The sequence below is a fragment of the Bradyrhizobium sp. USDA 241 genome, from assembly GCF_049739505.1.
Lineage (GTDB): Bacteria > Pseudomonadota > Alphaproteobacteria > Rhizobiales > Xanthobacteraceae > Bradyrhizobium > Bradyrhizobium liaoningense.
Genome location: NZ_JBMGPZ010000005.1, coordinates 1,167,162 through 1,187,275, shown reverse-complemented (window position 1 = coordinate 1,187,275; position 20,114 = coordinate 1,167,162). Strand labels below are relative to the sequence as shown.

17 protein-coding genes, 1 other RNA gene and 5 pseudogenes are annotated in these 20,114 nt (G+C 62.9%); 14 read left to right on the top strand and 9 right to left on the bottom strand.

Features of this window, described 5'->3' with window-relative positions; genetic code table 11:
* The first annotated feature begins 242 nt into the window (after positions 1-242).
* Positions 243-1,106: an N-acetylmuramoyl-L-alanine amidase gene (locus ABIF91_RS27475; protein ID WP_028177074.1), complete on the top strand. Its 864-nt coding sequence runs from the start codon at positions 243-245 to the stop codon at positions 1,104-1,106.
* A 152-nt stretch (positions 1,107-1,258) separates the two neighbouring features.
* Here ABIF91_RS27475 and ABIF91_RS27470 read toward each other — a convergent pair.
* Positions 1,259-2,489: pseudogene (locus tag ABIF91_RS27470) on the bottom strand (RNA polymerase sigma factor).
* A 135-nt stretch (positions 2,490-2,624) separates the two neighbouring features.
* Positions 2,625-2,978, bottom strand: a complete 354-nt coding sequence (locus ABIF91_RS27465) for a YciI family protein (RefSeq protein ID WP_028182069.1) — start codon at positions 2,976-2,978, stop codon at positions 2,625-2,627.
* Between the two features lie 151 nt (positions 2,979-3,129).
* Here ABIF91_RS27465 and rnpB point away from each other — a divergent pair.
* An RNA gene (gene rnpB / locus ABIF91_RS27460) (RNase P RNA component class A) lies at positions 3,130-3,547 on the top strand.
* Positions 3,548-3,713: 166 nt separating this feature from the next.
* Here rnpB and ABIF91_RS27455 read toward each other — a convergent pair.
* Entirely contained in the window at positions 3,714-4,427 is a 714-nt protein-coding gene (locus ABIF91_RS27455) for an alpha/beta fold hydrolase (RefSeq protein ID WP_035674058.1), read from the bottom strand.
* A 66-nt stretch (positions 4,428-4,493) separates the two neighbouring features.
* Positions 4,494-4,922, bottom strand: coding sequence for a DUF983 domain-containing protein (locus ABIF91_RS27450; RefSeq protein ID WP_028182071.1), 429 nt, complete (start codon positions 4,920-4,922; stop codon positions 4,494-4,496).
* 78 nt (positions 4,923-5,000) lie between these two features.
* Between ABIF91_RS27450 and ABIF91_RS27445 the strand changes: the two genes are divergently transcribed.
* Positions 5,001-6,371 carry a PLP-dependent aminotransferase family protein gene (locus tag ABIF91_RS27445; protein ID WP_028182072.1) on the top strand — a complete coding sequence of 457 codons (1,371 nt, stop codon included), beginning with the start codon at positions 5,001-5,003 and terminating at the stop codon, positions 6,369-6,371.
* Between the two features lies 1 nt (position 6,372).
* Here ABIF91_RS27445 and ABIF91_RS27440 read toward each other — a convergent pair whose 3' ends face one another.
* Positions 6,373-6,636, bottom strand: a complete 264-nt coding sequence (locus tag ABIF91_RS27440) for a hypothetical protein (RefSeq protein ID WP_035674048.1) — start codon at positions 6,634-6,636, stop codon at positions 6,373-6,375.
* 227 nt (positions 6,637-6,863) lie between these two features.
* On the opposite strand from ABIF91_RS27440, the gene ABIF91_RS27435 reads away from it, so the two are divergent.
* The 4 genes and pseudogenes from ABIF91_RS27435 to ABIF91_RS27420 form a co-directional block, all read left to right on the top strand.
* Positions 6,864-7,607: a sulfite exporter TauE/SafE family protein gene (locus ABIF91_RS27435; RefSeq protein ID WP_028182074.1), complete on the top strand. Its 744-nt coding sequence runs from the start codon at positions 6,864-6,866 to the stop codon at positions 7,605-7,607.
* Positions 7,608-7,754: 147 nt separating this feature from the next.
* Positions 7,755-8,615, top strand: a complete 861-nt coding sequence (locus ABIF91_RS27430; RefSeq protein WP_035695117.1) for a tyrosine-type recombinase/integrase — start codon at positions 7,755-7,757, stop codon at positions 8,613-8,615.
* Positions 8,615-9,823: an IS91 family transposase gene (locus tag ABIF91_RS27425; RefSeq protein WP_424579494.1), complete on the top strand. Its 1,209-nt coding sequence runs from the start codon at positions 8,615-8,617 to the stop codon at positions 9,821-9,823. The genes ABIF91_RS27430 and ABIF91_RS27425 overlap by 1 nt, the downstream gene beginning before the upstream one ends.
* Before the next feature lie 380 nt (positions 9,824-10,203).
* A pseudogene (locus ABIF91_RS27420) lies at positions 10,204-10,723 on the top strand (IS701 family transposase); the annotation flags it as partial.
* A gap of 257 nt (positions 10,724-10,980) precedes the next feature.
* Here ABIF91_RS27420 and ABIF91_RS27415 read toward each other — a convergent pair.
* Positions 10,981-12,109: pseudogene (locus tag ABIF91_RS27415) on the bottom strand (IS3-like element ISRj2 family transposase).
* Between ABIF91_RS27415 and tnpA the strand changes: the two are divergent.
* The 7 genes and pseudogenes from tnpA to ABIF91_RS27380 all read left to right on the top strand — a co-directional run.
* The gene (tnpA, locus tag ABIF91_RS27410) at positions 12,073-12,591 is read left to right on the top strand and encodes an IS66-like element accessory protein TnpA (protein WP_424579493.1); all 519 of its coding nucleotides are present in this window, start codon (positions 12,073-12,075) and stop codon (positions 12,589-12,591) included. The pseudogene ABIF91_RS27415 and the gene tnpA overlap by 37 nt on opposite strands.
* Positions 12,588-12,809 carry an IS66 family insertion sequence element accessory protein TnpB gene (tnpB, locus tag ABIF91_RS27405; RefSeq protein ID WP_424579492.1) on the top strand — a complete coding sequence of 74 codons (222 nt, stop codon included), beginning with the start codon at positions 12,588-12,590 and terminating at the stop codon, positions 12,807-12,809. Before tnpA ends, tnpB begins: the two co-directional genes overlap by 4 nt.
* A gap of 19 nt (positions 12,810-12,828) precedes the next feature.
* Positions 12,829-13,893 (top strand): IS630-like element ISRj1 family transposase, encoded by a 1,065-nt coding sequence (locus ABIF91_RS27400; protein ID WP_026192128.1) that lies wholly within the window; start codon positions 12,829-12,831, stop codon positions 13,891-13,893.
* 18 nt (positions 13,894-13,911) lie between these two features.
* Positions 13,912-14,064, top strand: a pseudogene (locus ABIF91_RS27395) (IS66 family insertion sequence element accessory protein TnpB); the annotation flags it as partial.
* 50 nt (positions 14,065-14,114) lie between these two features.
* Positions 14,115-15,665, top strand: a complete 1,551-nt coding sequence (gene tnpC, locus ABIF91_RS27390; protein WP_035681142.1) for an IS66 family transposase — start codon at positions 14,115-14,117, stop codon at positions 15,663-15,665.
* Positions 15,662-16,312 carry a UPF0149 family protein gene (locus ABIF91_RS27385; protein WP_063712394.1) on the top strand — a complete coding sequence of 217 codons (651 nt, stop codon included), beginning with the start codon at positions 15,662-15,664 and terminating at the stop codon, positions 16,310-16,312. Before tnpC ends, ABIF91_RS27385 begins: the two co-directional genes overlap by 4 nt.
* 47 nt (positions 16,313-16,359) lie before the next feature.
* A pseudogene (locus ABIF91_RS27380) lies at positions 16,360-17,209 on the top strand (IS701-like element ISBj6 family transposase); the annotation flags it as partial.
* A 241-nt stretch (positions 17,210-17,450) separates the two neighbouring features.
* Here ABIF91_RS27380 and ABIF91_RS27375 read toward each other — a convergent pair.
* The 3 genes from ABIF91_RS27375 to ABIF91_RS27365 form a co-directional block, all read right to left on the bottom strand.
* A complete protein-coding gene (locus ABIF91_RS27375) occupies positions 17,451-18,821 on the bottom strand; it encodes an IS1182 family transposase (protein WP_035669544.1) in 1,371 nt (456 codons plus the stop codon).
* 129 nt (positions 18,822-18,950) lie between these two features.
* Complete coding sequence (locus ABIF91_RS27370) at positions 18,951-19,295, bottom strand: hypothetical protein (RefSeq protein ID WP_284282679.1); 345 nt, start codon at positions 19,293-19,295, stop codon at positions 18,951-18,953.
* A gap of 279 nt (positions 19,296-19,574) precedes the next feature.
* Positions 19,575-19,865 (bottom strand): glycosyltransferase family 9 protein, encoded by a 291-nt coding sequence (locus ABIF91_RS27365; protein ID WP_424579491.1) that lies wholly within the window; start codon positions 19,863-19,865, stop codon positions 19,575-19,577.
* Positions 19,866-20,114: the final 249 nt, after the last annotated feature.

Genomic DNA, 20,114 nt, shown 5'->3' with positions numbered 1-20,114 from the left:
AAAATACGCTTTGGCCGCCTCTGGACGCGGGTCGGCACTTCATCCCTCAGTAACGGCCCTTAGCGTTAAGAAAGCGTTGCTCGACTCGATACAAGTCGTAAAGGTGACGAGCGGGGTGATGCCTCATCCACACACATCGCCGAAATGCATCCGTTAACCGCGCCGCGCGATTGCGTCCGGTGGACGGTAAAGGAATAGTAAAGAGAAGGGCTTGCCCCACTCTCCGTTCGTTCGAGCTGCTCATGCCCTCCGGTTCGTCCACACCGTCTGGATCTGATTCGAAGCGTCAACGCGTTCTTCCGGTTCCCAAGACCGTGGCGAGCTTGCGGACGTTCGAGCCCGACTCGTCGATCGTCTCGGACATCATCCCCTCGCCCAATCATGGCGAGCGCAACAAGGGACGGCAGCCGGACATGATCGTGCTGCACTACACCGGCATGCCCGATGTCGAGGGCGCGCTGGCACGGCTGTGCACGGCGGGCAGCGAAGTGTCGGCGCATTATGTCGTGCTCGAGGACGGCCGCATCGTGCAATGCGTGCCCGAGGCCAAGCGCGCCTGGCACGCAGGCGTCTCCTCCTGGGCCGGCGAGGACGACATCAACTCCTGCTCGATCGGCATCGAAATCATCAATCGCGGCCACGATTGGGGCTATCCCGAGTTTCCGCTGCGCCAGATCGCCGCCGTGATCGCGCTGTGCCGCGGCATCATGCTCCGCCGCAAGGTGCCGGCCCACCGGGTGCTCGGCCATTCCGACGTTGCGCCCGCGCGCAAGAAGGATCCCGGCGAAAAATTTCCATGGCATTCGCTGGCCAATTCCGGCGTCGGCCACTGGGTCACGCCCTCTCCGATCGTGCGCGGTGAGACTCTGATGCTCGGCACCATCAGCGACGCCGTGCTGAGCATGCAGCAGGCGCTCGCCAGATACGGCTACGGCGTGCCGCTGACCGGCAAATACGACGCCGCGACGATGGAAGTCGTCATCGCCTTCCAGCGCCATTTCCGTCCGGCGCGGCTCGATGGCGTCGCCGATCATTCGACGCTGTCGACGTTGCAGGCTCTGCTGGCGAGCCTGCCGGCGGAAGAAACGACGGTGGCGTCGAAGTGACGGCGTAGGCCACGCGGTTCACTCTCGTGTCCCGGACGCGCGAAGCGCGAGCCGCGACACAATCGGCGATGCAGCCCGCTGCGACGAGATGGGCCCCGGCTCTGCAGCGCATCGCCATAGAGGCGCTGCGCTGCGTCCGGGGCACGAGAGCATCACTCCATCTCCCTCATCCTTCGCGCATAGAGCCTCCGCAACGGCTCGAGCTGCGTCGCCTCCGTCGCCGCATGATAGGCCTCGCGCGCCTGCTCCGTCCTCCCGAGCCTCCGCAACAGATCCGCGCGCACTGCGGGCAACAGCTCATAGCCGCGAAGCCCGCCGCGCGCGGTGATCGCATCGACGAGATCGAGCGCTCGCGCCGGCCCATCGACCATCGACACCGCCGCGGCGTGGTTCAGCTCGATCACCGGCGACGGGTTGATGCGCAGCAAAACCTCGTAGAGTCCCGCAATCTGCGGCCAATCGGTTTCCTCAAAGCTCGGCGCACGCGCATGCAGAGCGGCGATCGCGGCTTGCACCGCATAGGGCTGCGGCCGGCCGGGCACGCGCAACGCATCGTCGACCAGACGCAAGCCCTCATCGATCTGCGCACGATCCCACAGCGAGCGGTCCTGCTCTTCGAGCAGCACGATGTCGCCGGCCGGCGTCTCGCGCCCGGCGCGGCGGGCATCGTGCAGCAGCATCAGGGCCAGCAGCCCCTTGATGCCGGCGCGATCGGGCATCAGCCGATCGAGCAAGCGGCCGAGCCGGATGGCCTCGGCCGCAAGATCGGGCCGCATCAGGTCCGCGCCCTCGGTCGCGACATAGCCTTCGGTGAAGACGAGATAGATCACGGCGAGCACGCCATCGAGCCGCGGCGCCAACGCGTCGCGCTCGGGCACCTCATAGGGGATGCCGGCAAGCCTGATCTTCTGCTTGGCGCGGACCAGCCGCTGCGCCATTGCCTCCTCGCCCACGAGGAACGCGCGCGACCTGCGCTGTCGACAGCCCGCAGATGGTGCGGAGCGTCAGCGCGACCTGGACCTCGGGCGCGAACGCGGGATGACAGCAGGTGAAGATGAGCCGCAGCATGTCGTCGTCGAGCGTTGCCGTCGGCTCGTCGACGGCTTGCGCGTTGAGCTCGAGCTCATGCACCAGCGCCTGCTGCTTGCCGCGGAAGACGGCCTGGCGGCGAATCCGGTCGATCGCCTTGTGCTTGGCGACATTGACCAGCCAGGCGCGCGGATTGCCGGGGACCTCAGACCCCGCCCAGCGTTCCAGGGCGACGGCAAAAGCATCCTGGAGCGCGTCCTCGGCGAGATCGAAATCACCGACGAGACGGATCAGCGTGGCCAGCGCCCGCCCCGCCTCGTCGCGGAAGATTTTGTCGATCTCGCCAGGGGTCATGTCAGGCGATCATCCCCTCTCGTCATTCCGGGGCGCGGCAAAGCCGCGAGCCCGGAATCCATAACCACGATTCGGGGATGGGGATTCCGGGCCTTCGCCTTGCGGCGCATCCCGGAATGACGAAGGTGAGAGCCGTCACTTCTCATACACCCAGATCGGCCGCACCTCGATCGAGCCGATGCGTGCGCTGGGAATTCGCGCCGCGATCCCGATGGCCTCGTTGAGATCCTTCGCCTCGACGAGATAGTAGCCGCCGAGCTGCTCACGCGTTTCCGCGAACGGACCATCGGTCGTCAGCGTCTTGCCCTCGCGCACGCGCACGGTCGTCGCGGTCGTGGTCGGCTGCAGGCGGTCGCCGGCCTTGAAGTTGCCGCTCTGGATGATGGATTGCGTGAAGGCCTGGTATTCGGCCAGCATCTTCTGGCTCGTCGCCGCGTCGTTCTTCGCGTACTCGACCTCGTTCTGATAGATCATCAGCAGATATTGCATTGCTTCACTCCTGTTGCTCGGCCGTGTTGTCGACATCCAGTCGAACGGGACACGCACCAAACGACATCTTCAGGATAGATTATTTGCGGGCGAAGCGTGCGTCGCGATATCAGCTTGACGAAACCGTCACAAATGCCCCATGCGTAATACGTCAGTCGGCTGGACGGCCGCTCCGGCACGTGCCGAAAGGCCGCCGGGGAGGAAAGTCCGGGCTCCCTTGACATGCGGTGCCGGATAACGTCCGGCGGGGGCGACCCCAGGGAAAGTGCCACAGAGAACGAACCGCTCCCTCCTCGGAGGAAGTAAGGGTGAAAAGGTGCGGTAAGAGCGCACCGCGGTTCCGGCAACGGAGCCGGCATGGCAAACCCCACCGGGAGCAAAACCGAATAGGGACGGCTTAAGCGGGCTGTTCGCGCAAGCGATAACGCCGCGGGGCGATGTCAGGCCCGCCGTCCGGGTAGGTTGCTCGAGGCCGTGTGCAAACATGGTCCCAGAGGAATGGCCGTCACGTATCGTTCGCGCAAGCGGACGGTGCCCTACAGAACCCGGCTTACAGGCCGGCTGATGTGCGACGAGGGGTTCGGTGCCAACGCATCGGACCCCTCACCATTTTGGCCACCATCGTCATTCCGGGGCTCGCGAAGCGAGAGCCCGGAATCCATCAGGCGGCCGTGTCGGTGGATGAATGGATTCCGGGTTCGCGACTTCGTCGCGCCCCGGAATGACGAGCGAGAGTTACGCGACGATCTTCCCCAACACGTCCATCAGCGCCTCGGGAGCGGTGACATTCGGCGCGTGACTCGCGTCGAGCTCGACATAGCGCCAGCCATCCTCGCTCTTCGTCCGCTTGGCGAACTGCCCGAACACGTCGCCCGGCGGGATGCGCGTGCAATAGATGTAGCTGCGCGGCATCGCCGGTTCGCCGTGTTCGAGCCTCAGCCTGGTTTCGAAGCACTTGATCGGCATTGGGACGCGGCGTGCATTGAGCCAGTCGAGATCGGCTTGGGGCGTGTCCGGCGGCGGCGGATTCGGCGGGATGCGATAGCCGTCGCCCGAGCTTGCTGCCCTTTGCATCGGCTCGCGGCCGCCCTCATTGAGATCGAACAGCGACTGGCCATCGCGCGGCACGAAGGCGTCGAGATAGATCAGCTGCGTCACGCGCTCGCGCGCGCGATCGGCGACGCCGGTCGCGACCATGCCGCCATAGCTATGGCCAAGCAGCACGATGTCGCCGAGATCCTCGAAAGCGATGACGTTGAGGATGTCCTGGATGTGCGTCTCCAGATCAATCGTGGGGCTTGCGAGATGCGAGCGCTCGCCGAGCCCGGTATAGGTCGGCGCCACCAGGCGATGGCCGGCCTGCGCCATCAGCGGATGCATCTTCTTCCAGGCCCATCCGCCGGACCACGCGCCATGACAGAGCAGGAAGGTCTTCGCGCGTGCGGCCATCGGCGTTTCCATCGTTCTTGTTGGTACGACGGAGTGTAGCGGCCGGCCGCGCGATGTAAACGCCGCTCAGGCCGCGCGGGTATCCGCCTTCACCAGGACCGGCGCAAGCTCGGCTGCCTCGCGCCGCTGCTTGCTCGCCTCGAAACGGTGCATGCCGAGCTGCCATTGCAGCCCGACGATGGCGCCCTTGGTTGGTTGCAGCAGCGCGAGCGAGGCGAACAGCGTCACCGGCAGCCACACCGCGAGTTGCAACCATTCCGGCGGCGCATAGGCGGTCTCGACCGCGAGGATCGCCGGCACCACGAGATGGCCGACCACGACCATCACGAGATAGGCGGGAAAGTCGTCCGCGCGCTGGTGAAACAGCTCCTCGCCGCAATGGTCGCACGCGTCGGCCACTTTCAGGAAACGGCCGAACATGTGCCCTTCCCCGCAATTCGGACACTTGCCGCTGAAACCGCGCCACATCGCCTTTGCCAGAGAGACCGTCGCCATGACCACACCTCTTCCTTTTCGTCGATCCATACAATAATATCTTGCATCCATACATTCAAAGGTATGGGGCTAAATTGCATGGATTGGACCCCTACAATCTCGGAGCTGAGCGGCCCGCGCTATCAGCGCATCGTCGATGCGATGGAGGCCGACATTGCTGCGGGGAGGCTGGTGCGCGGCCAGCAATTGCCGACGCAGCGCGCGCTCGCAAAAGCCCTCGGCATCGACCTCACCACGGTGACGCGCGCCTATACCGAGGCACAGCGCCGCGGCATCATGGAAGCCCGGGTCGGACAGGGCTCGTTCGTGTCGGAGACCAGCGCGCGCCGCGCGGTCGACCTGCCGCATCCCGTCGCGATCGATCTCTCGATGAACGTGCCGCCGCATCCGCTGGAGGCGCAGCTCGACGAGCGCATCATCGCCGGCATGGAAGCCATCCGCGCGCAATCGGGCCTGACGGCGTATCTCAACTATCAGCCGCCCGGCGGCAGCACGCATGAGCGCGAGGTCGCGGCGCGCTGGATGCGCGCACGCGTTCCGCATGCGCAGGCCGACAGGCTCCTGATCTTCCCCGGCGCGCAAACCATCCTGTTCAACCTGCTCGCCCATCTCGCGCGGCCCGGCGACATCGTTCTGACGGAAGCCCTCACCTTCCCCGGCATCAAGGCCGCCGCGGCACGGCTCGGCGTCAAGCTCGTCGGCGTCGCCATGGATGACGGCGGCATCCTGCCCGATGCGCTGGCGAAGGCGTGCCGCGCGCACCGGCCACAGGCCGTCTATCTTATTCCGACGCTGCACAATCCGACCACCGCGACGCTGTCCGCCGAGCGGCGCAGTGCCGTCGCAAAGATCATTCGCGATGCCGACACGACCTTGATCGAGGATGACGCCTACGGCCTGCTCGACCGCTCGGCATCGCCGATCGCGGGCCTCATTCCGGAGCGAACTTATCTCGCGACCACACTGTCAAAATGCATCGCGCCCGCGCTGCGCGTCGCCTATCTGGTGACGCCCGACAGCAGCGCGCAGCAGGACATGCGCACGTATTTGCAGGCGACCGTTCAGATGCCGGCGCCATTGATGGTTGCGCTGGTGACGCATTGGATCGAAAGCGGCATTGCCGATCGCATCATCGCCGCCATCCGCAACGAGGCGGTCGGCCGCCAGCAGCTCGCGCATCGCACGCTGAAGGGCTTTCAATTCCTGGCCAGGCCCGCCGCCCATCATCTGTGGTTGCGGCTGCCGGAAGGCCGGCCCGACCTCGCGGCACATCTTCTGCGGAATGGACTTGCGGTCGTTGCCGGCGATGCCTTCACGGTCGACGGGGCACCGCCGCATGCGGCACGAGTCTCGCTGGGGGCGGCACGGAACAGATCGGAATTGGCGGAGGCGCTGCGCATCCTGATCGGCGCGCTGCAGAAGCCTGCCGACACCAGGCAGATCGTCTAGATCATCGGCGATGACGGCGATGCCCGGAGCGCACGGGGGGTGCCACAGGTGACGGATAGGCCTGCGATGCATACGCATCGACCGGCGTTCCCCGCTGACCGAGAGCCGCACGCGCCGCAGGCGTGAGCTGGCCGCCGTTCAGCACATCGCGATCAGGATGAGCCGCCTGATAGGCCGCAGGCTCGGAAAACTGTGCCTGGGCCATTGTCGGCGTCAACGCGACCGCCAGCAGCGCGGCTGCTACGGCAATCTTGGTGCGGGTCATGGTCATTCTCCATCATCGCATTGAGGACCGACCGATCCGGGCGCTTGATCGCGTCGGGCGGCCCCGGGATTGAAGTACGGCCATCATGTAGGCGTGTCTTCCGCGAAAGCCCGACGCGGCAGATCACGCTTGCGTACAGCATGGATTGACCTGCACGGCGGCAAGCATGCTATGCGAGCGATGGCGATCAACAACTCGGGATCGCCCCTTGCGACAAGGCTAATCTGTTGGAAACGCTCACCTACGTCCTGCTGCTGTTCGGCGCGCTGGCCGGCGGCTTCGTCTCGGGACTGGCCGGGTTCGGCACGGCGCTGATGGCGCTCGGCATCTGGCTCTACGTCCTGCCGCCCTCGCTCGCGGTACCGCTGGTGCTGATCTGCTCGGTGATCGCACAGACCTCGACGCTGCCCTCGATGTGGAAAAGCTTCGACCTCTCGCTGGTCTGGCCGTTCCTGATCGGAGGCCTGATCGGGGTGCCGCTGGGAACCATGATGGTCGCCACGGCCGATCCGAAGGTATTCAAGCTGAGCGTCGGTGTGCTGCTCCTGATCTTTTCGAGCGCGCTGTACCTCAACAAGAGGCCCCTCGCCTTCAAGTTCGGCGGCAGGATCGCCGACGGAGCGATCGGCTTTGCCGGCGGCATTCTCGGCGGCCTCGCCGGACTCTCGGGCCCGCTGCCGATCCTCTGGGCCAACATCCGTGGCTGGAACAAGCACGAGCGTCGCGGCATCTTCCAGCTCTTCAACTTCACGGTGCTCGCCACCGCGCTGGTGCTGCAGACGGCGTCAGGCCTGGTCGAACTGAAAGTGGTCTGGCTCGCACTGGTTGCCTTTCCGGGCACGCTGATCGGCGCATGGGCCGGCGCCCGGGTCTATCACGCCCTGAGCGACAAGCATTTCGGCGATGTCGTGCTCGGCCTGTTGTTCCTGTCGGGCCTTGGCCTCGTCTGGAACAGTGTTGGCACGCACTAGCACTACTTTGGCAGATTGTTGATTTTGCCGCGTTTTATAGGATTGAACGAAGCCGCTGCCGCGGCGTGAGGGGCAAGGTGGCGTAGATCGCCTCCTGGCTGAGAGGATGTGGGTGTTAGAGCCCACCCCCTCAGACAGGAGTATGAGATGGCCGATTTGAGCCCTCTTCGCCGCCGCATGATCGAAGACATGACCGTCCGCAATCTGTCGCCGGCGACGCAACGATCCTACATCAGCGCGGTTTCGAAGTTCAGCCGCTATTTTGGCCGATCGCCTGACCGGTTAGAGCTGGAAGACGTCCGCGCCTTCCAGGTGCATCTGGTCTCGACCGGCATCTCATGGCCGGCGCTGAACCAGATCGTCTGTGCGCTACGGTTTTTCTACGGCGTCACGCTCGGCGAGGCACTGATCCCGGAGCGCATTCCCTATGCGCGAGAACCGCGCAAGCTGCCGGTCGTGCTCAGCGCCGACGAAGTGGTTCAGTTCCTCGAGGCCGTGTCCAGCCTGAAGAGCCGCGCCGCGCTCACCACGGCCTATGCGGCCGGACTCAGGGCCTCCGAAGTCGCGGGACTGCGGATCGAAGACATCGACAGCGCCCGCGGCGTCATCCAGGTGCGCCACGGCAAGGGGGCGAAGGACCGCAACGTGATGCTGTCGCCCCAGCTGCTGGGTATCCTGCGCACGTACTGGCGGCTCGCCCGGCCGCGGCTTTATCTGTTCCCTGGTCGTGACGAAGATCATCCGATCGATCAGACCGTGTTGCACGCCGCCTGTCGGTCGGCGGTGAAGGCTGCGGGCCTGACCAAGCGCGTCACGCTCCACACGCTGCGCCACAGCTTCGCGACGCATCTTCTCGAGAACGGAACCGATATCCGGATCATCCAGGTCTTGCTCGGGCACAATAATTTGTCGTCGACAGCGCGCTACACGCAGGTCGCCACCGATACGATCCGGGCGACGCAGAGCCCGCTCGATCGCCTGTCGCTGGCCGCGGCGGGATGCGGGTGATGATCCGCCCCGACAGCCGCTGCAACAGGCCCGCCATCGAGATCGCCGATATTCTGCGCCGGCATGGCGACACCTATCGCCGTGTACATGCCGGTCATCTCGGTCGGGTCGAGCGGCGCGTGATGAGCGCGATCGTGGCGTGCCGGACCGAGGCGCTCGGCGGCCACATGGAGGCTTGCGACGACTGCGGCATGACGCGGATCGCCTATAATTCCTGTCGCAACCGGCACTGTCCGAAGTGTCAGGGGCCAGCCCGAGCCGCGTGGCTCGCCGCGCGAGAAGCCGACCTGCTGCCGGTTCCCTATTTCCACATCGTCTTCACACTGCCGGCTCCGATCGCCGCGATCGCCTTTCAGAACAAGGCCATCGTTTATGCGATCCTGTTCAAAGCCGCCGCCGAGGCAATGTCGACGCTCGCCGCCAATCCACGCCGGCTCGGCGCCGTCCTCCACACCTGGGGGCAGGCGCTGACGCACCATCCCCACGTCCACTGCGTCGTGCCGGGCGGCGGCCTCTCGCCCGATAGCGCGCACTGGATCGCCAGCCGACCAAACTTCTTCCTGGCCGTCAAACCGCTCGCCCGGCTGTTCAGACGCCTGTTCCTCGAACGTCTGACCGCCGCCTTCGACGCCGGCACCCTGAACTTCTTCGGCGATCTCGCATCCCTGGCCGAGCCTGCCGCCTTCGCAGCTCACCTCGTCGCTATGCGGCGCATCAGCTGGGTCGTCTACGCCAAACGGCCGTTCGGCGGCCCCGCGCAGGTGCTGGCCTATCTCGGCCGCTATACCCATCGCGTTGCAATCGCCAACAGCCGGCTCGTCGCCCTCGACGAGGATCACGTCGCCTTTACCTGGAAGGACTACCGCCAGAATGGCGCGACAAAGATCATGAAGCTCAAGCCCGACGAGTTCATCCGCCGCTTCCTTCTTCACACGCTGCCCGATGGCTTCCATCGCATCCGCCACTTCGGCTTCATGGCCAACGGCCATCGCGCTGCCAAACTTGCTCTTTGCCGCAAACTTCTCGATCGTGAGCGGACACCGCCAAACGATGGCGAGCCGTCGCCTGTGGATTCGGACGCTCTGACGTGGGCCAAGGCTCCCGCCTGCCCTGATTGTGGTGGCGTCATGCGCATCATCGAGCGCTTTCGACACAGCTTCAGCTGTTCCGGCGCTCCCACCCAATCGTACCGGTGCGACACATCGTGAGCCAACTTATACCGTGCACGAAGATCGTCATTCGTCATTATGATCCCATCGTCTCGATCATCGCAGACGCTGCCGAATCCGTGCGGCCAAACAGCGCGATGGAAATTGTTCGATGCAGCGGGCCATCGATCGCTACAGCCGGTAAAATGCTCTCTGTCTCAAGTTGCCGCCATTGCGCAACCAAAACGTCGCCGCGTCAGCTCCGCAGTCTGCCGATAGCAACCCGCGATCTCAAACTATCCCCATAGCCGCACCACCGTGCATATTCTCCCGCGGCTTCGTTCAATCCGGCTTCAATGAGGTCGCGTTACAAGCGCTTGCCGCGCCCTCGCGTGAGCGCGACCTCACAGAACCCTCCAGATTCCCGAATCAATTTTTCAATGATTCATGGGTGGTCGGCTCTTGGAGGGCTGACCATGCCGGGATGGGAAGACGAACTCGAACGCTGGCTGATGCCGTTCTTGGACCGGCTGGGTCATAAGACCCGGCAGCGGATGTGTCCTCTGTATGTTGCGGGATTGATCGGTCCTGGCGATCGCAAGAGCGTTCAGCCGATGGCGGAACGCCTTGTCACGAGCAACTACGACCAGTTGCACCATTTCATTGCCGACGGTGTCTGGGACGCGACGCCGCTGGAGACAGAGCTGCTCAACCAGGCGGACCGACTCGTCGGCGGCAGGGATGCGGTGCTGGTTATTGATGACACCTCACTGCCGAAGAAGGGTGAGCGATCGGTCGGTGTTGCGGCGCAATACGCATCGGCTCTCGGTAAAACTGCAAATTGCCAAACGCTGGTGTCTTTAACGCTTGCGCGCGGCGAAGTGCCAGTGATGGTCGCGTTACGTCTCTTTCTGCCTGACAGCTGGACAAGCGACATGCCCCGTTTGAAGGATAGCGGTACGACGACCCCACCTCGTTTAGGTGGACGGGATGAGCGAGACTCGCGCGTGGATTTGACAACGCGAGGGACGCTCGTTCCATGCATCAAGACAGACATCAAGACGGGCATGAAGAGCTGGCCCCGGTTGTTTGGACAGCGCCCCGCTGGATTTAAGTGGATTCCTGCCGGGTTATGCTGAACGCGGGGCTTTACGGTTTTGTCGTTGCGTCGGGAGGGCGTAGCCCGACCAGAGCGACGACAAAACCGTCGGCGACGGTCATGCGGCCATCACCATAGCTTGCGTGCCGAAGTAAGCCTCGTCGGGCGTGCGCCCGTCAAGGCTCGAGTGAGGGCGTCCCTGATTGTAGAAGGCCAGATACTTGGCAATTGACGCTCGCGCCTCGGACACGCTGTCGTAGGCGCGGAGATATACTTCTTCGTATTTGACCGTGCGCCAGAGCCGCTCGACAAACACGTTGTCGCGCCAGGCGCCCTTGCCGTCCATGCTGATGGCGATCTTCGCGTCCAGCAGCACATCGGTGAACTCGAGGCTGGTGAACTGGCTGCCCTGATCCGTGTTGAAAATCTCGGGCCTGCCGTGCTTCGCCAACGCCTCCTGGACCGCTTCGACGCAGAAGGCCGCCTCCATTGTGATCGAGACGCGATGGGCCAGGACCCGTCGGCTGAACACATCGACGACCGCCGCGAGATAGACGAAGCCACGCCGCATCGGAATGTAGGTGATGTCCATTGCCCACGCATGGTCGGGCCGCTCGATCTTCAATCCGCGCAACAGGTACGGGTAGATCTTGTGACCCGGAGCCGGCTTGCTCGTGTTCGGGCGACGATAGACCGCCTCGATCCCCATGCGCTTCATCAGCGTCGCGATGTGGCGGCGACCGCGTATACGCCCTCCCGCCGCAGCAACGATCGCAGCATACGCGCTCCCGCGAAGGGATAATCGAGATGCAGCTCATCGAGCCGACGCATCAAGGCAAGGTCCTCGGCCGAAACTGGCCGAGGTTCATAGTAGACCGTGCTGCGAGCCAGCTTCAGGACCTTCGCCTGGCGCACGATAGAAAGATCATGATCGCGGTCGATCATCGCTTTGCGCTCAGCAGGCCCGCCTTGGTGAGCGCGCCGGACAAAAAATCGTTTTCCAACGCCAGCTCGCCGATCTTGGCATGTAACGCCTTCAAATCGACCGGCGTCTCGGCCGATGTCTTGTCATGCCCAAACACGCCGGCGGCGCCTTCCAGGAGCTGGTTTTTCCAGATCGTGATCTGGTTCGGATGAACATCAAACAGTTGCGCCAGCTCCGCCAGTGTCTTGTCGCCTTTGACCGCAGCCAAAGCAACCTTCGCCTTGAATGCCGGAGAATGCGTCCGGCGGCTCTTCTTCGTCATCTTCGCTCCTGATTCGCAGCAAGAATCCTCGCCGCTGTCAGGCAGAAAATCCACTCAAGCTACTGTCCGAATTTGCGGGGCCAGCTCTTGATGCCGCCTCCTATCAGCGGATCGAGGTGATCACAGGGGAGAGGCGACGGCGCAGTTGGAGCGATGCGGAGAAGGCGCGGATCGTGGCCGAGAGTGCCGATCCGGAGACGAGCATTTCCGAGGTGGCTCGACGCAACGGGGTGAACCGGGGACTGCTCAGTGTGTGGCGGCGCCAGGCGCGGCTCGCGTCGAGCGAAGCGCCGCAGTTCGTGCAAGTCAGGCTCCAGGCCGCCGTCGAGGCGCAGCCGAACGCGATCGATAAGGCGCATGTTCTGACGGATCCGGCCGAGCGGATCGAGGTGATGATCGCGGGCGCGACGGTGCGCGTGCCCGTCGGCGTCGACGCCGCGACGCTGGAGCGCGTGCTGGCGGCGGTGAGATCGACGCGATGATCTCTTTCGGTCCAATGGTCCGTGTGTTCGTCGCGACGCAGCCGATTGACTTTCGTAAAGGCGTTCATGGCCTTGTCGCGCTGGTAGCGGAGGGATTAGGCGGCAAGCCCTACAGCGGTGACGTTTATGTCTTCCGATCGAAGCGATCGGATCGTTTGAAGCTACTGGTTTTTGACGGCTCGGGAATGGTTCTAGTACCCACTTTTCTTGGAACGTGAGTCGTGATTCAAGGTCGGGATGATACCCGAAGCAAGAGAAGTCCACCTTTCGAGGAAAGATCGCAAGGTGCTTGAGGCGTGCTGTCGCTCACCGGTGACGTTGCAGCGCGATTTGAAGCGGGCGCGGATAGTTCTGTTGGCGGCGGATGGGCGCAGCACCCGGTCGATCGCCAAGGAAGTTGGGGTCCAGCCGCGGATTGTCAGCCTTTGGCGGCATCGCTATGCCGACCATGGCCTTGAAGGGCTGCAAGACAAGCCGCGGCCTGGCAAGCAGCCGATCTATACGAAGACGACCGACAAGCGGATTCTGAAGCTGCTGGATAAGCCGCCACCGCAAGGGTTTGCGCGCTGGACCGGCCCCCTGCTGGCCGAGGCGCTGGGCGATGTCGATGTCCAATATGTCTGGCGGTTCCTGCGCAGCCACAAGATTGACCTGGTGGCTCGCAAGTCCTGGTGCGAGAGCAACGACCCGAACTTTACGGCCAAAGCCGCCGATGTTGTCGGCCTCTATGTCGCGCCGCCGGCGAAGGCCATTGTGCTGTGCGTGGACGAGAAGCCCTCGATCCAGGCTTTGGAGCGAGCGCAGGGTTATCTGAAGTTGCCCAATGGCCGCGCCTTGACCGGCCAAAGCCACGATTACAAGCGGCATGGCACCACAACATTGTTTGCGGCGCTCGAAGTCGCCACCGGAAAGATCATCGCGACCCATTCAAAACGCCGGCGCCGCGTCGAGTTTCTCGATTTCATGAACAGCGTCACCGCGGCTTTTCCGAACCGCAAGCTTCACGTCATCCTCGACAACCTCAACACCCATAAAAAGAACGAGGACTGGCTCAAGGCCCACCCCAACGTGCAATTTCATTTCACGCCGACAAGTGCGTCATGGCTCAATCAGGTCGAAGTATGGTTTTCCATCTTGCAGGGGCAGTCGCTCAGCGGCACCTCCTTCACGAGCCTCAAGCAGCTTCAGGAACACATCGATGCCTACGTCAACGCATACAACGACAGAGCCGAGCCCTTCGTCTGGACCAAGAAAAAGGTCCGTCAACGCCGTTTCAAAGGCCGCCGTATCACTCAGCTCTGATTCCGGGTACTAGCGACGAAGTGGCTGGAGAATGGGGGCTTTGCCTGGCCACCTGTTCGCGAGGGTACGATGCCGGTGACGGGGGCGCAACTGGCGATGCTGATTGAAGGTCTTGCGGAGTGGTCGCGTGTGGTCCCGAAGGTGACGAAGCGGCCGACGAAGGTTGCCTGAAGCGTCTTGTTTTGCTGGCGATTGCGAGTGCGTTCGTGTAGCTCTGCGATATGGCGCTTCGCCCCGAAGATCTCCCCTCTGACCCTGCGGCTCTTGCCGAGATGGTGCTGGCTTTCGAAGGCGAGAACGATGATCTGCGCGCAGAGATCGCCACGTTGAAGAGCCTGATCTTCGGCGCACGATCGGAGCGCGCGGCGATCGTCTGCGCCGAACAGATCGCGTTTGATCTGGAACGGACCGCCGGCTCACAGCTCCCGGCCAATGACGACAAACCGGACGCGCCGCGGCCGGAGCGGCGCAAAGCGAAGCGCAACATCGGCGCGCTGCCGGCGCATCTGCCTCGGGTCGAGCGGGTGATCGAGCCGGCGTCCACGCTGTGCCCGTGCTGCACGGGTCAGATGCATCGGATCGGCGAGGAGAGCAGCGAAGCGCTCGATCGGGTTCCCGCGTGGCTGCGCGTGCTCCGCACGATCCGTCCAAAATACGCCTGCCGCTCCTGTGAGGGCCCGATTGTCCAGGCCCCGGCACCGGCGCGGCTCGTCGAGGGCGGCATGGCAACGACGGCGCTGATCGCGCATATCGCCGCGGCCAAATATGCCTGGCAATCGACGCTCTATCGCCAGACGCAGATCCTGGCGGGTCAGGGTGTCGTCGTCGACCGTCAGACGCTGGCGCGCTGGATGGGGAGCGCGGCGTGGCTGGTCAGGGGCCTCTACGATCTGCAACTGAAGACTATGCACGGCTTCGAGCGGCTGTTCTGCGACGAGACGCCGATGCCAGTGCTCGATCCGGGACGCGGCCGCACGAGGATCTGCCAGTTCTGGGCGCACGCGACGGACGATCGGGCGTGGAAGGGGCCGGCGCCGCCGGCGGTCGCCTACGTGTTCGCAGGTGGTCGCGGCAAAAAGGAGATCGTGGCGCAGTTAGCCGGCTTCGAAGGCGTGCTGCAAGTCGACGGCTATGCCGCCTACGCCTCGCTGGCGGGCGATGCGATGATGTCGGGCCAGATCCAGCTGGCGTATTGTCTCGTTCACGCGCGCCGCAACTTCGTGAGGGTGCACAAGACGACGAACTCACCCTTCGCCGCGGAGGTCATCGAGCGCATTGCGGCCGTCTACGCGATCGAGGAGAGGATCCGCGGTCTCGATGCTGGGGAACGCCGCGCGACGCGACAGGCCGAGACGAAGCCGCTGATGGAGGCGTTGAGGGCCCGTCTGATCGCGGTGAAGGACGGGATCTCCCGCCGCTCGACGCTCATCAAGGCGATCGACTACATGCTCGAACGCTGGCAGGGCCTGACGACGTTCCTGGATGACGGGCGGCTCGAGCCGGACACCAACACGGTCGAACGATCGATCAGGCCAATTGCGATCGGAAAAAAGAACTCGTTGTTCAGTGGTGACGAAGGCGGGGGCGAGACCTGGGCGATACTCGCTTCGCTTCTTAACACAGCGAAATTGAATGGCCTCGACCCCGAGGCGTATCTCGTCGACGTTCTCGATCGCATGGTGAGCGGCGCCACGAAGACCAACCAGCTTCACGAACTTCTGGCCTGGAACTGGAAGGCCGCACGCGAAGCCGAAAAGCGGGCCGTGGCATGACGAAGCCGAAGCAAGGGCGGGGAACGCGAAAAGCACGCAAGACGACGATGGCGGACTATGCCATGTCGTTCGAACGGCTCGGGCAATGGATCAGCAAGCGCGCCAGGTCGCCGACGCTTCGGCATCCGCGGGCGACGTCGCTCTCCATGCTCGATGGCGCGGTGGCCGCGGTCGTCGCCGGGCCGGTCTCGATGGCGTCCGAGGAATGGGTGTGCCCGCTCCTCGGCGTAGATCCCGACGCCTTCAATCACGACACCGAGGAGTTCTCGGCAATCGCCGCCACGCTGATGCGCCACAACGCTATCAGCGAGACGCTGTCGACGAGACCGGAGAGCTTCGAGCCGCTGTTCGTGCGATCACCGGACGGCGAAGTCGACCCGCAGCCCTGGTGCATGGGCTTCTACGCCGTCATGAAGCTTCGGCTTCTCGTCTGGTCGCGGCTTCTCCCCCCGAATGGAACCGAACACCTTATGCTGCGGCCGATCTTGGTCCATTGCATCGACGACGCCGGTCGACCCTTGCTACCCCCGGCCCGGCGCACGCTGGGAACGCAGCCCATCATCCAAAACGCCTGGCGCAACATTCCAGCAACCGTCGAGGCCCTCCGGCAGTTCTGGATGCCTATACGCTTCAAGCGCGGTGCGTAGGCCGTCCGCACCAAGTCCGTGGCTCCGTGGGCCTCTCGTACCGTTTACGTTTGAAGCGCGCTCGCGTGCCAATCGAACACCGAACGCCACGGTCCCAAGCCGGAGATCGCTTTGGCCGAGATTGACCGCGCGATGGCAGCCAACATGCGCTTTGGATGTGTGCTGGCGGATGCAGGATACGGCCTCAGCGCACCGTTTCGACAAGGGCTAACAGAGCGCGGGCTAGCCTGGGCGGTCGGTATCCCTCGGCACCAGAAAGTGTATCCCGTCGATGTGAAGCTCATTTGGCCGATCACCAAAGTCCGTGGCAAACCACGAAAGCACCACGTGCCCGATATCTTATCGATTGCGGCAGAACAAATGCTGGCCAGCGCCAAATGGAAAACCGTGAGTTGGCGTAGCGGGACGAAAGGTCGGCTCAAAGCCCGATTTGCTGCCCTCCGTGTCCGCACCGCCGACGGCCCTCCGCAACGGATATGGGATAAAGGTCAGCAGCATCTCCCAGGCGACGAAGTCTGGCTCATTGGCGAGCAACGTGCCTCCGGGGAGAGCAAATACTATCTCGCCAATCTTCCGGCGACGACGGATCTGCGCACGCTGGCCGCCACCATCAAGGCACGGTGGATTTGTGAGCAGGCGCATCAACAGTTGAAGGAGGAGCTTGGACTTGATCACTTCGAAGGGCGATCATGGCAAGGTCTTCATCGCCACGCCCTTATGACAATGATTGCCTACGCCTTCCTGCAACATCGTCGCCTCGCATACGCGGGGCGGAAAAAAAAGAATCAACGGGCCTCCGCCTCAACCAACCATGCCCGCCGTACGCCATGCCATCGTCGATCTCATCCTTCGGCCGCCGCCTCAGCAATGCCCATATTGCCGAAAGCAAATCCTTGAAAAACAGCGGCCAAAACACATTCTGCCAAAGTAGTGCTAGGCCGCGTACTCATAAATTAGCCGCGTGAACCGATGTCCGCTTGTCCCCCAATAGCGGCGCGAAAGCGGACGTTGTCGGACTCCCGAGAAGGGCCGATTATGTTGCAAAAGTCGGCTGCAGTGGATTTGGCCCTTGGGCCTTTCGTTGAGCCGCGCTCTGAAGCGCTGGCCCTGACGCATTTTACGCAACTTCGACGCTACGCTACGCGATGCGCAGAGCCTGAGCCGGTGGCGGACGTGCGACCAGCGATGCAAACCGCCTCAGATTCTGGGCGATGGCGGCTAGAACAAACTCATCCTGGGCACCTTGCGGGCCGCGCAATCGGAGCCGACCAAGCTTCAGGATGCGCTTCAAGTGTGCGAACCTCATCTCGACCTTCTTGCGCTGACGCCGAGAGAGCTCGAAGCCCTTGGTGCCAGCCAACGACCGGGCAACGTCTCGGGCATGCTCATGGATATCGCGTGGGATCTTGCGTGATGGCTCCTTTGGGCAGCACTGCGGCTTGAGCGGGCATGCATTGCAGTCGAGCTTGCTTGCGCGATACAGAAGGGTCTTGCCCTCGTGCACGGTACCGCTCGTCCCAAGCCGCTTTCCGCCCGGACAGTGGTAGACATCGCTGGTCGGGTCATATCGAAAGTCGCTGCGCGAGAAGGTGCCATCATCCCGCTTCGACTTGTCGAACACGGGGATATGGGGCGCGATGCCCTTCTCCTCGACCAGCCAGTTCAGCATTGGAGCGGCCCCGTAAGCGGTATCCCCGATAAGCCGCTCCGGCTTGAGACCAAAGCGTTCCTCCGTTCGCTCAATCATGGTCCTCGCTGCTCCGACCTCGGCCTGGCGAATGGAGCGGGAGGCCTCGACATCAACGATGACGCCGAACTTCACGTCGATGAGATAGTTGTCGGAGTACGCGAAGAATGCCGGTCCCTTGTGAGCGCCGGTCCACTGCGCTGCCGGATCGGATGGCGAGACAAACTTCGGGACGACATCGCTGGCGGCGCCCCACGCCGGATCGTCGAGGGTCTCCAGATACTCCTTCACCGCGCGGCTGGACCTTTGCGGGTCGCGGTCCTTGCGCCAATCCTGACCTGCGATCGAGCGTCGCTTGTTGGCATCAGCCTGGATCAGGCTCGCATCGACTGCAAAGCCATCGCCGCCAACCAGACCGGCCGCAATGCACCCCTCCACGACCCGTTCGAACATGTGGCGAAATACATCTCCCTCGCGGAAGCGCTCGTTGCGGGCGCGCGAGAACGCCGAATGATCCGGGATAGCGTCCTCGATCCCGAGCTTGCAGAACCAGCGATAGGCAAGGTTCACCTGCACTTCACGGCAGATCAGCCGCTCCGAACGGATCGCAAAGACATATCCCACGACCAGCATCCGGATCATCAGTTCCGGATCGATCGACGGGCGACCCGTGGACGAATAATGAGGTGCTAGTTCACTGCGAAGCCAGGACAGATCGAGAGCAGCATCGATCTTCCGCACGAGATGATCTTCAGGAACCGCGTCGCCAAGATGAAACTCGTAGAACAATTGACCTTGGTCACTCTTCGCACGGCCCATCATGGATCGACCTCGCCGAGATTCGCGTCAACACAACGGAATCACGGTTCGCGGCTCGTCTCAACCGACTTTTGCAACAAAATCGGCCACAAGCGGAAGTCGCAGTCTCTGGCTTCGGACATGCTGGAAAGCCTAGGCATCGTGTGGTGGCTGGGATGCAGCCTGTCTCTTAGTGCGGTCCAATACGAGGCCCCAAACGCGACCGAGCAGTAGTCCAGGGAGCCAACCGGCGCAGAAGCCAATGAAACCGGTCAAGATAAAGAGCATAGCGTAGGTGATGGTAAACCACGTCGGGGGCGTCAAAAACCGCGCGGGCAACAAGAGAGCTAAAAAAACCAGTGCGCTGACTATCGGCGGCCCAGCGCTTTTACGAAAGTAGAGACCGAACATCGAGCCGACAAGGATGCCGAGGAGAAACCAGACCTGCACCTGAGGCTGACGGGCGTATTCTGAAATGATCGCCAAAAACTCCGTCATGCGCAGTTCTCGCTTCGCAGCGCACCGTGAGCAATTGCTGATGCTGCGAGAAATAGCAAAATTGAAACGAAACGAATGTTGGGCATGGCGAAGTTAGGCTGACCCGTTCGGGAAAATTGGACTGGGAAAGCCTTACCACAAGATCGATCTGTAGTCTGCTCAGGGTCAAAGGCGGCAGTCCGCACCGGAGGCGATGACTTCTGCTTTGCCCCCGACTACAGACCTGCATCAACGGAGCTATGGGCGAGATACCAGGCGGCTCTTGTCTGCTCTGCAAGATCAAGTTATTTGCCGATCAAGCTCTTGCAATTCTCGACGCATGCGCTCGATAACGCTGCCGTATTCCCGGCTTTCGTTTTGTCTGAAGAGGCGAACGGTCGGGTACCAGGGGCTATCCTCGCGGTGGAGGAGCCAGCGGTAATCCGGCATGAAAGGCAATAAAATCCAGGTCGGTTTTCCAAGCGCGGCTGACACATGAGCCACGCTGGTATCCACAGTGATGACGAGATCGAGGCAAGAAATTAGCGCCGCGGTCTCCCCAAAATCATTAAGATGTTGTGCGGCATCCAAGATATTGGTTTGAACAAGTAACCCAGCTCGGTCGTTGGGCCGGACGTCCTTCTGAAGACTGACAAAACTCGCGTTGGCATCGAAAAGGCCCGTTAGCATACGAAATGGAATAGACCGATTGTGGTCATTCAAATGTTGAGGATTACAGAGCTGGCCCCGGTTGTTTGGACAGCGCCCCGCTGGATTTAAGTGGATTCCTGCCGGGTTATGCTGAACGCGGGGCTTTACGGTTTTGTCGTTGCGTCGGGA

Bases quoted from the DNA above. Each gene is read 5' to 3' on its own strand.
- ABIF91_RS27475 (WP_028177074.1), top strand. From the start codon at position 243: ATGCCCTCCGGTTCGTCCACACCGTCTGGATCTGATTCGAAGCGTCAA.
- ABIF91_RS27375 (WP_035669544.1), bottom strand. From the start codon at position 18,821: ATGATGGGCCGTGCGAAGAGTGACCAAGGTCAATTGTTCTACGAGTTT.
- ABIF91_RS27450 (WP_028182071.1), bottom strand. From the start codon at position 4,922: ATGGCGACGGTCTCTCTGGCAAAGGCGATGTGGCGCGGTTTCAGCGGC.
- tnpB (WP_424579492.1), top strand. From the start codon at position 12,588: ATGATCTCTTTCGGTCCAATGGTCCGTGTGTTCGTCGCGACGCAGCCG.
- ABIF91_RS27370 (WP_284282679.1), bottom strand. From the start codon at position 19,295: ATGACGGAGTTTTTGGCGATCATTTCAGAATACGCCCGTCAGCCTCAG.
- ABIF91_RS27445 (WP_028182072.1), top strand. From the start codon at position 5,001: ATGGATTGGACCCCTACAATCTCGGAGCTGAGCGGCCCGCGCTATCAG.
- tnpA (WP_424579493.1), top strand. From the start codon at position 12,073: ATGCCGGAGAATGCGTCCGGCGGCTCTTCTTCGTCATCTTCGCTCCTG.
- ABIF91_RS27430 (WP_035695117.1), top strand. From the start codon at position 7,755: ATGGCCGATTTGAGCCCTCTTCGCCGCCGCATGATCGAAGACATGACC.
- ABIF91_RS27425 (WP_424579494.1), top strand. From the start codon at position 8,615: ATGATCCGCCCCGACAGCCGCTGCAACAGGCCCGCCATCGAGATCGCC.
- ABIF91_RS27465 (WP_028182069.1), bottom strand. From the start codon at position 2,978: ATGCAATATCTGCTGATGATCTATCAGAACGAGGTCGAGTACGCGAAG.
- tnpC (WP_035681142.1), top strand. From the start codon at position 14,115: ATGGCGCTTCGCCCCGAAGATCTCCCCTCTGACCCTGCGGCTCTTGCC.
- ABIF91_RS27455 (WP_035674058.1), bottom strand. From the start codon at position 4,427: ATGGCCGCACGCGCGAAGACCTTCCTGCTCTGTCATGGCGCGTGGTCC.
- ABIF91_RS27400 (WP_026192128.1), top strand. From the start codon at position 12,829: ATGATACCCGAAGCAAGAGAAGTCCACCTTTCGAGGAAAGATCGCAAG.
- ABIF91_RS27385 (WP_063712394.1), top strand. From the start codon at position 15,662: ATGACGAAGCCGAAGCAAGGGCGGGGAACGCGAAAAGCACGCAAGACG.
- ABIF91_RS27440 (WP_035674048.1), bottom strand. From the start codon at position 6,636: ATGACCCGCACCAAGATTGCCGTAGCAGCCGCGCTGCTGGCGGTCGCG.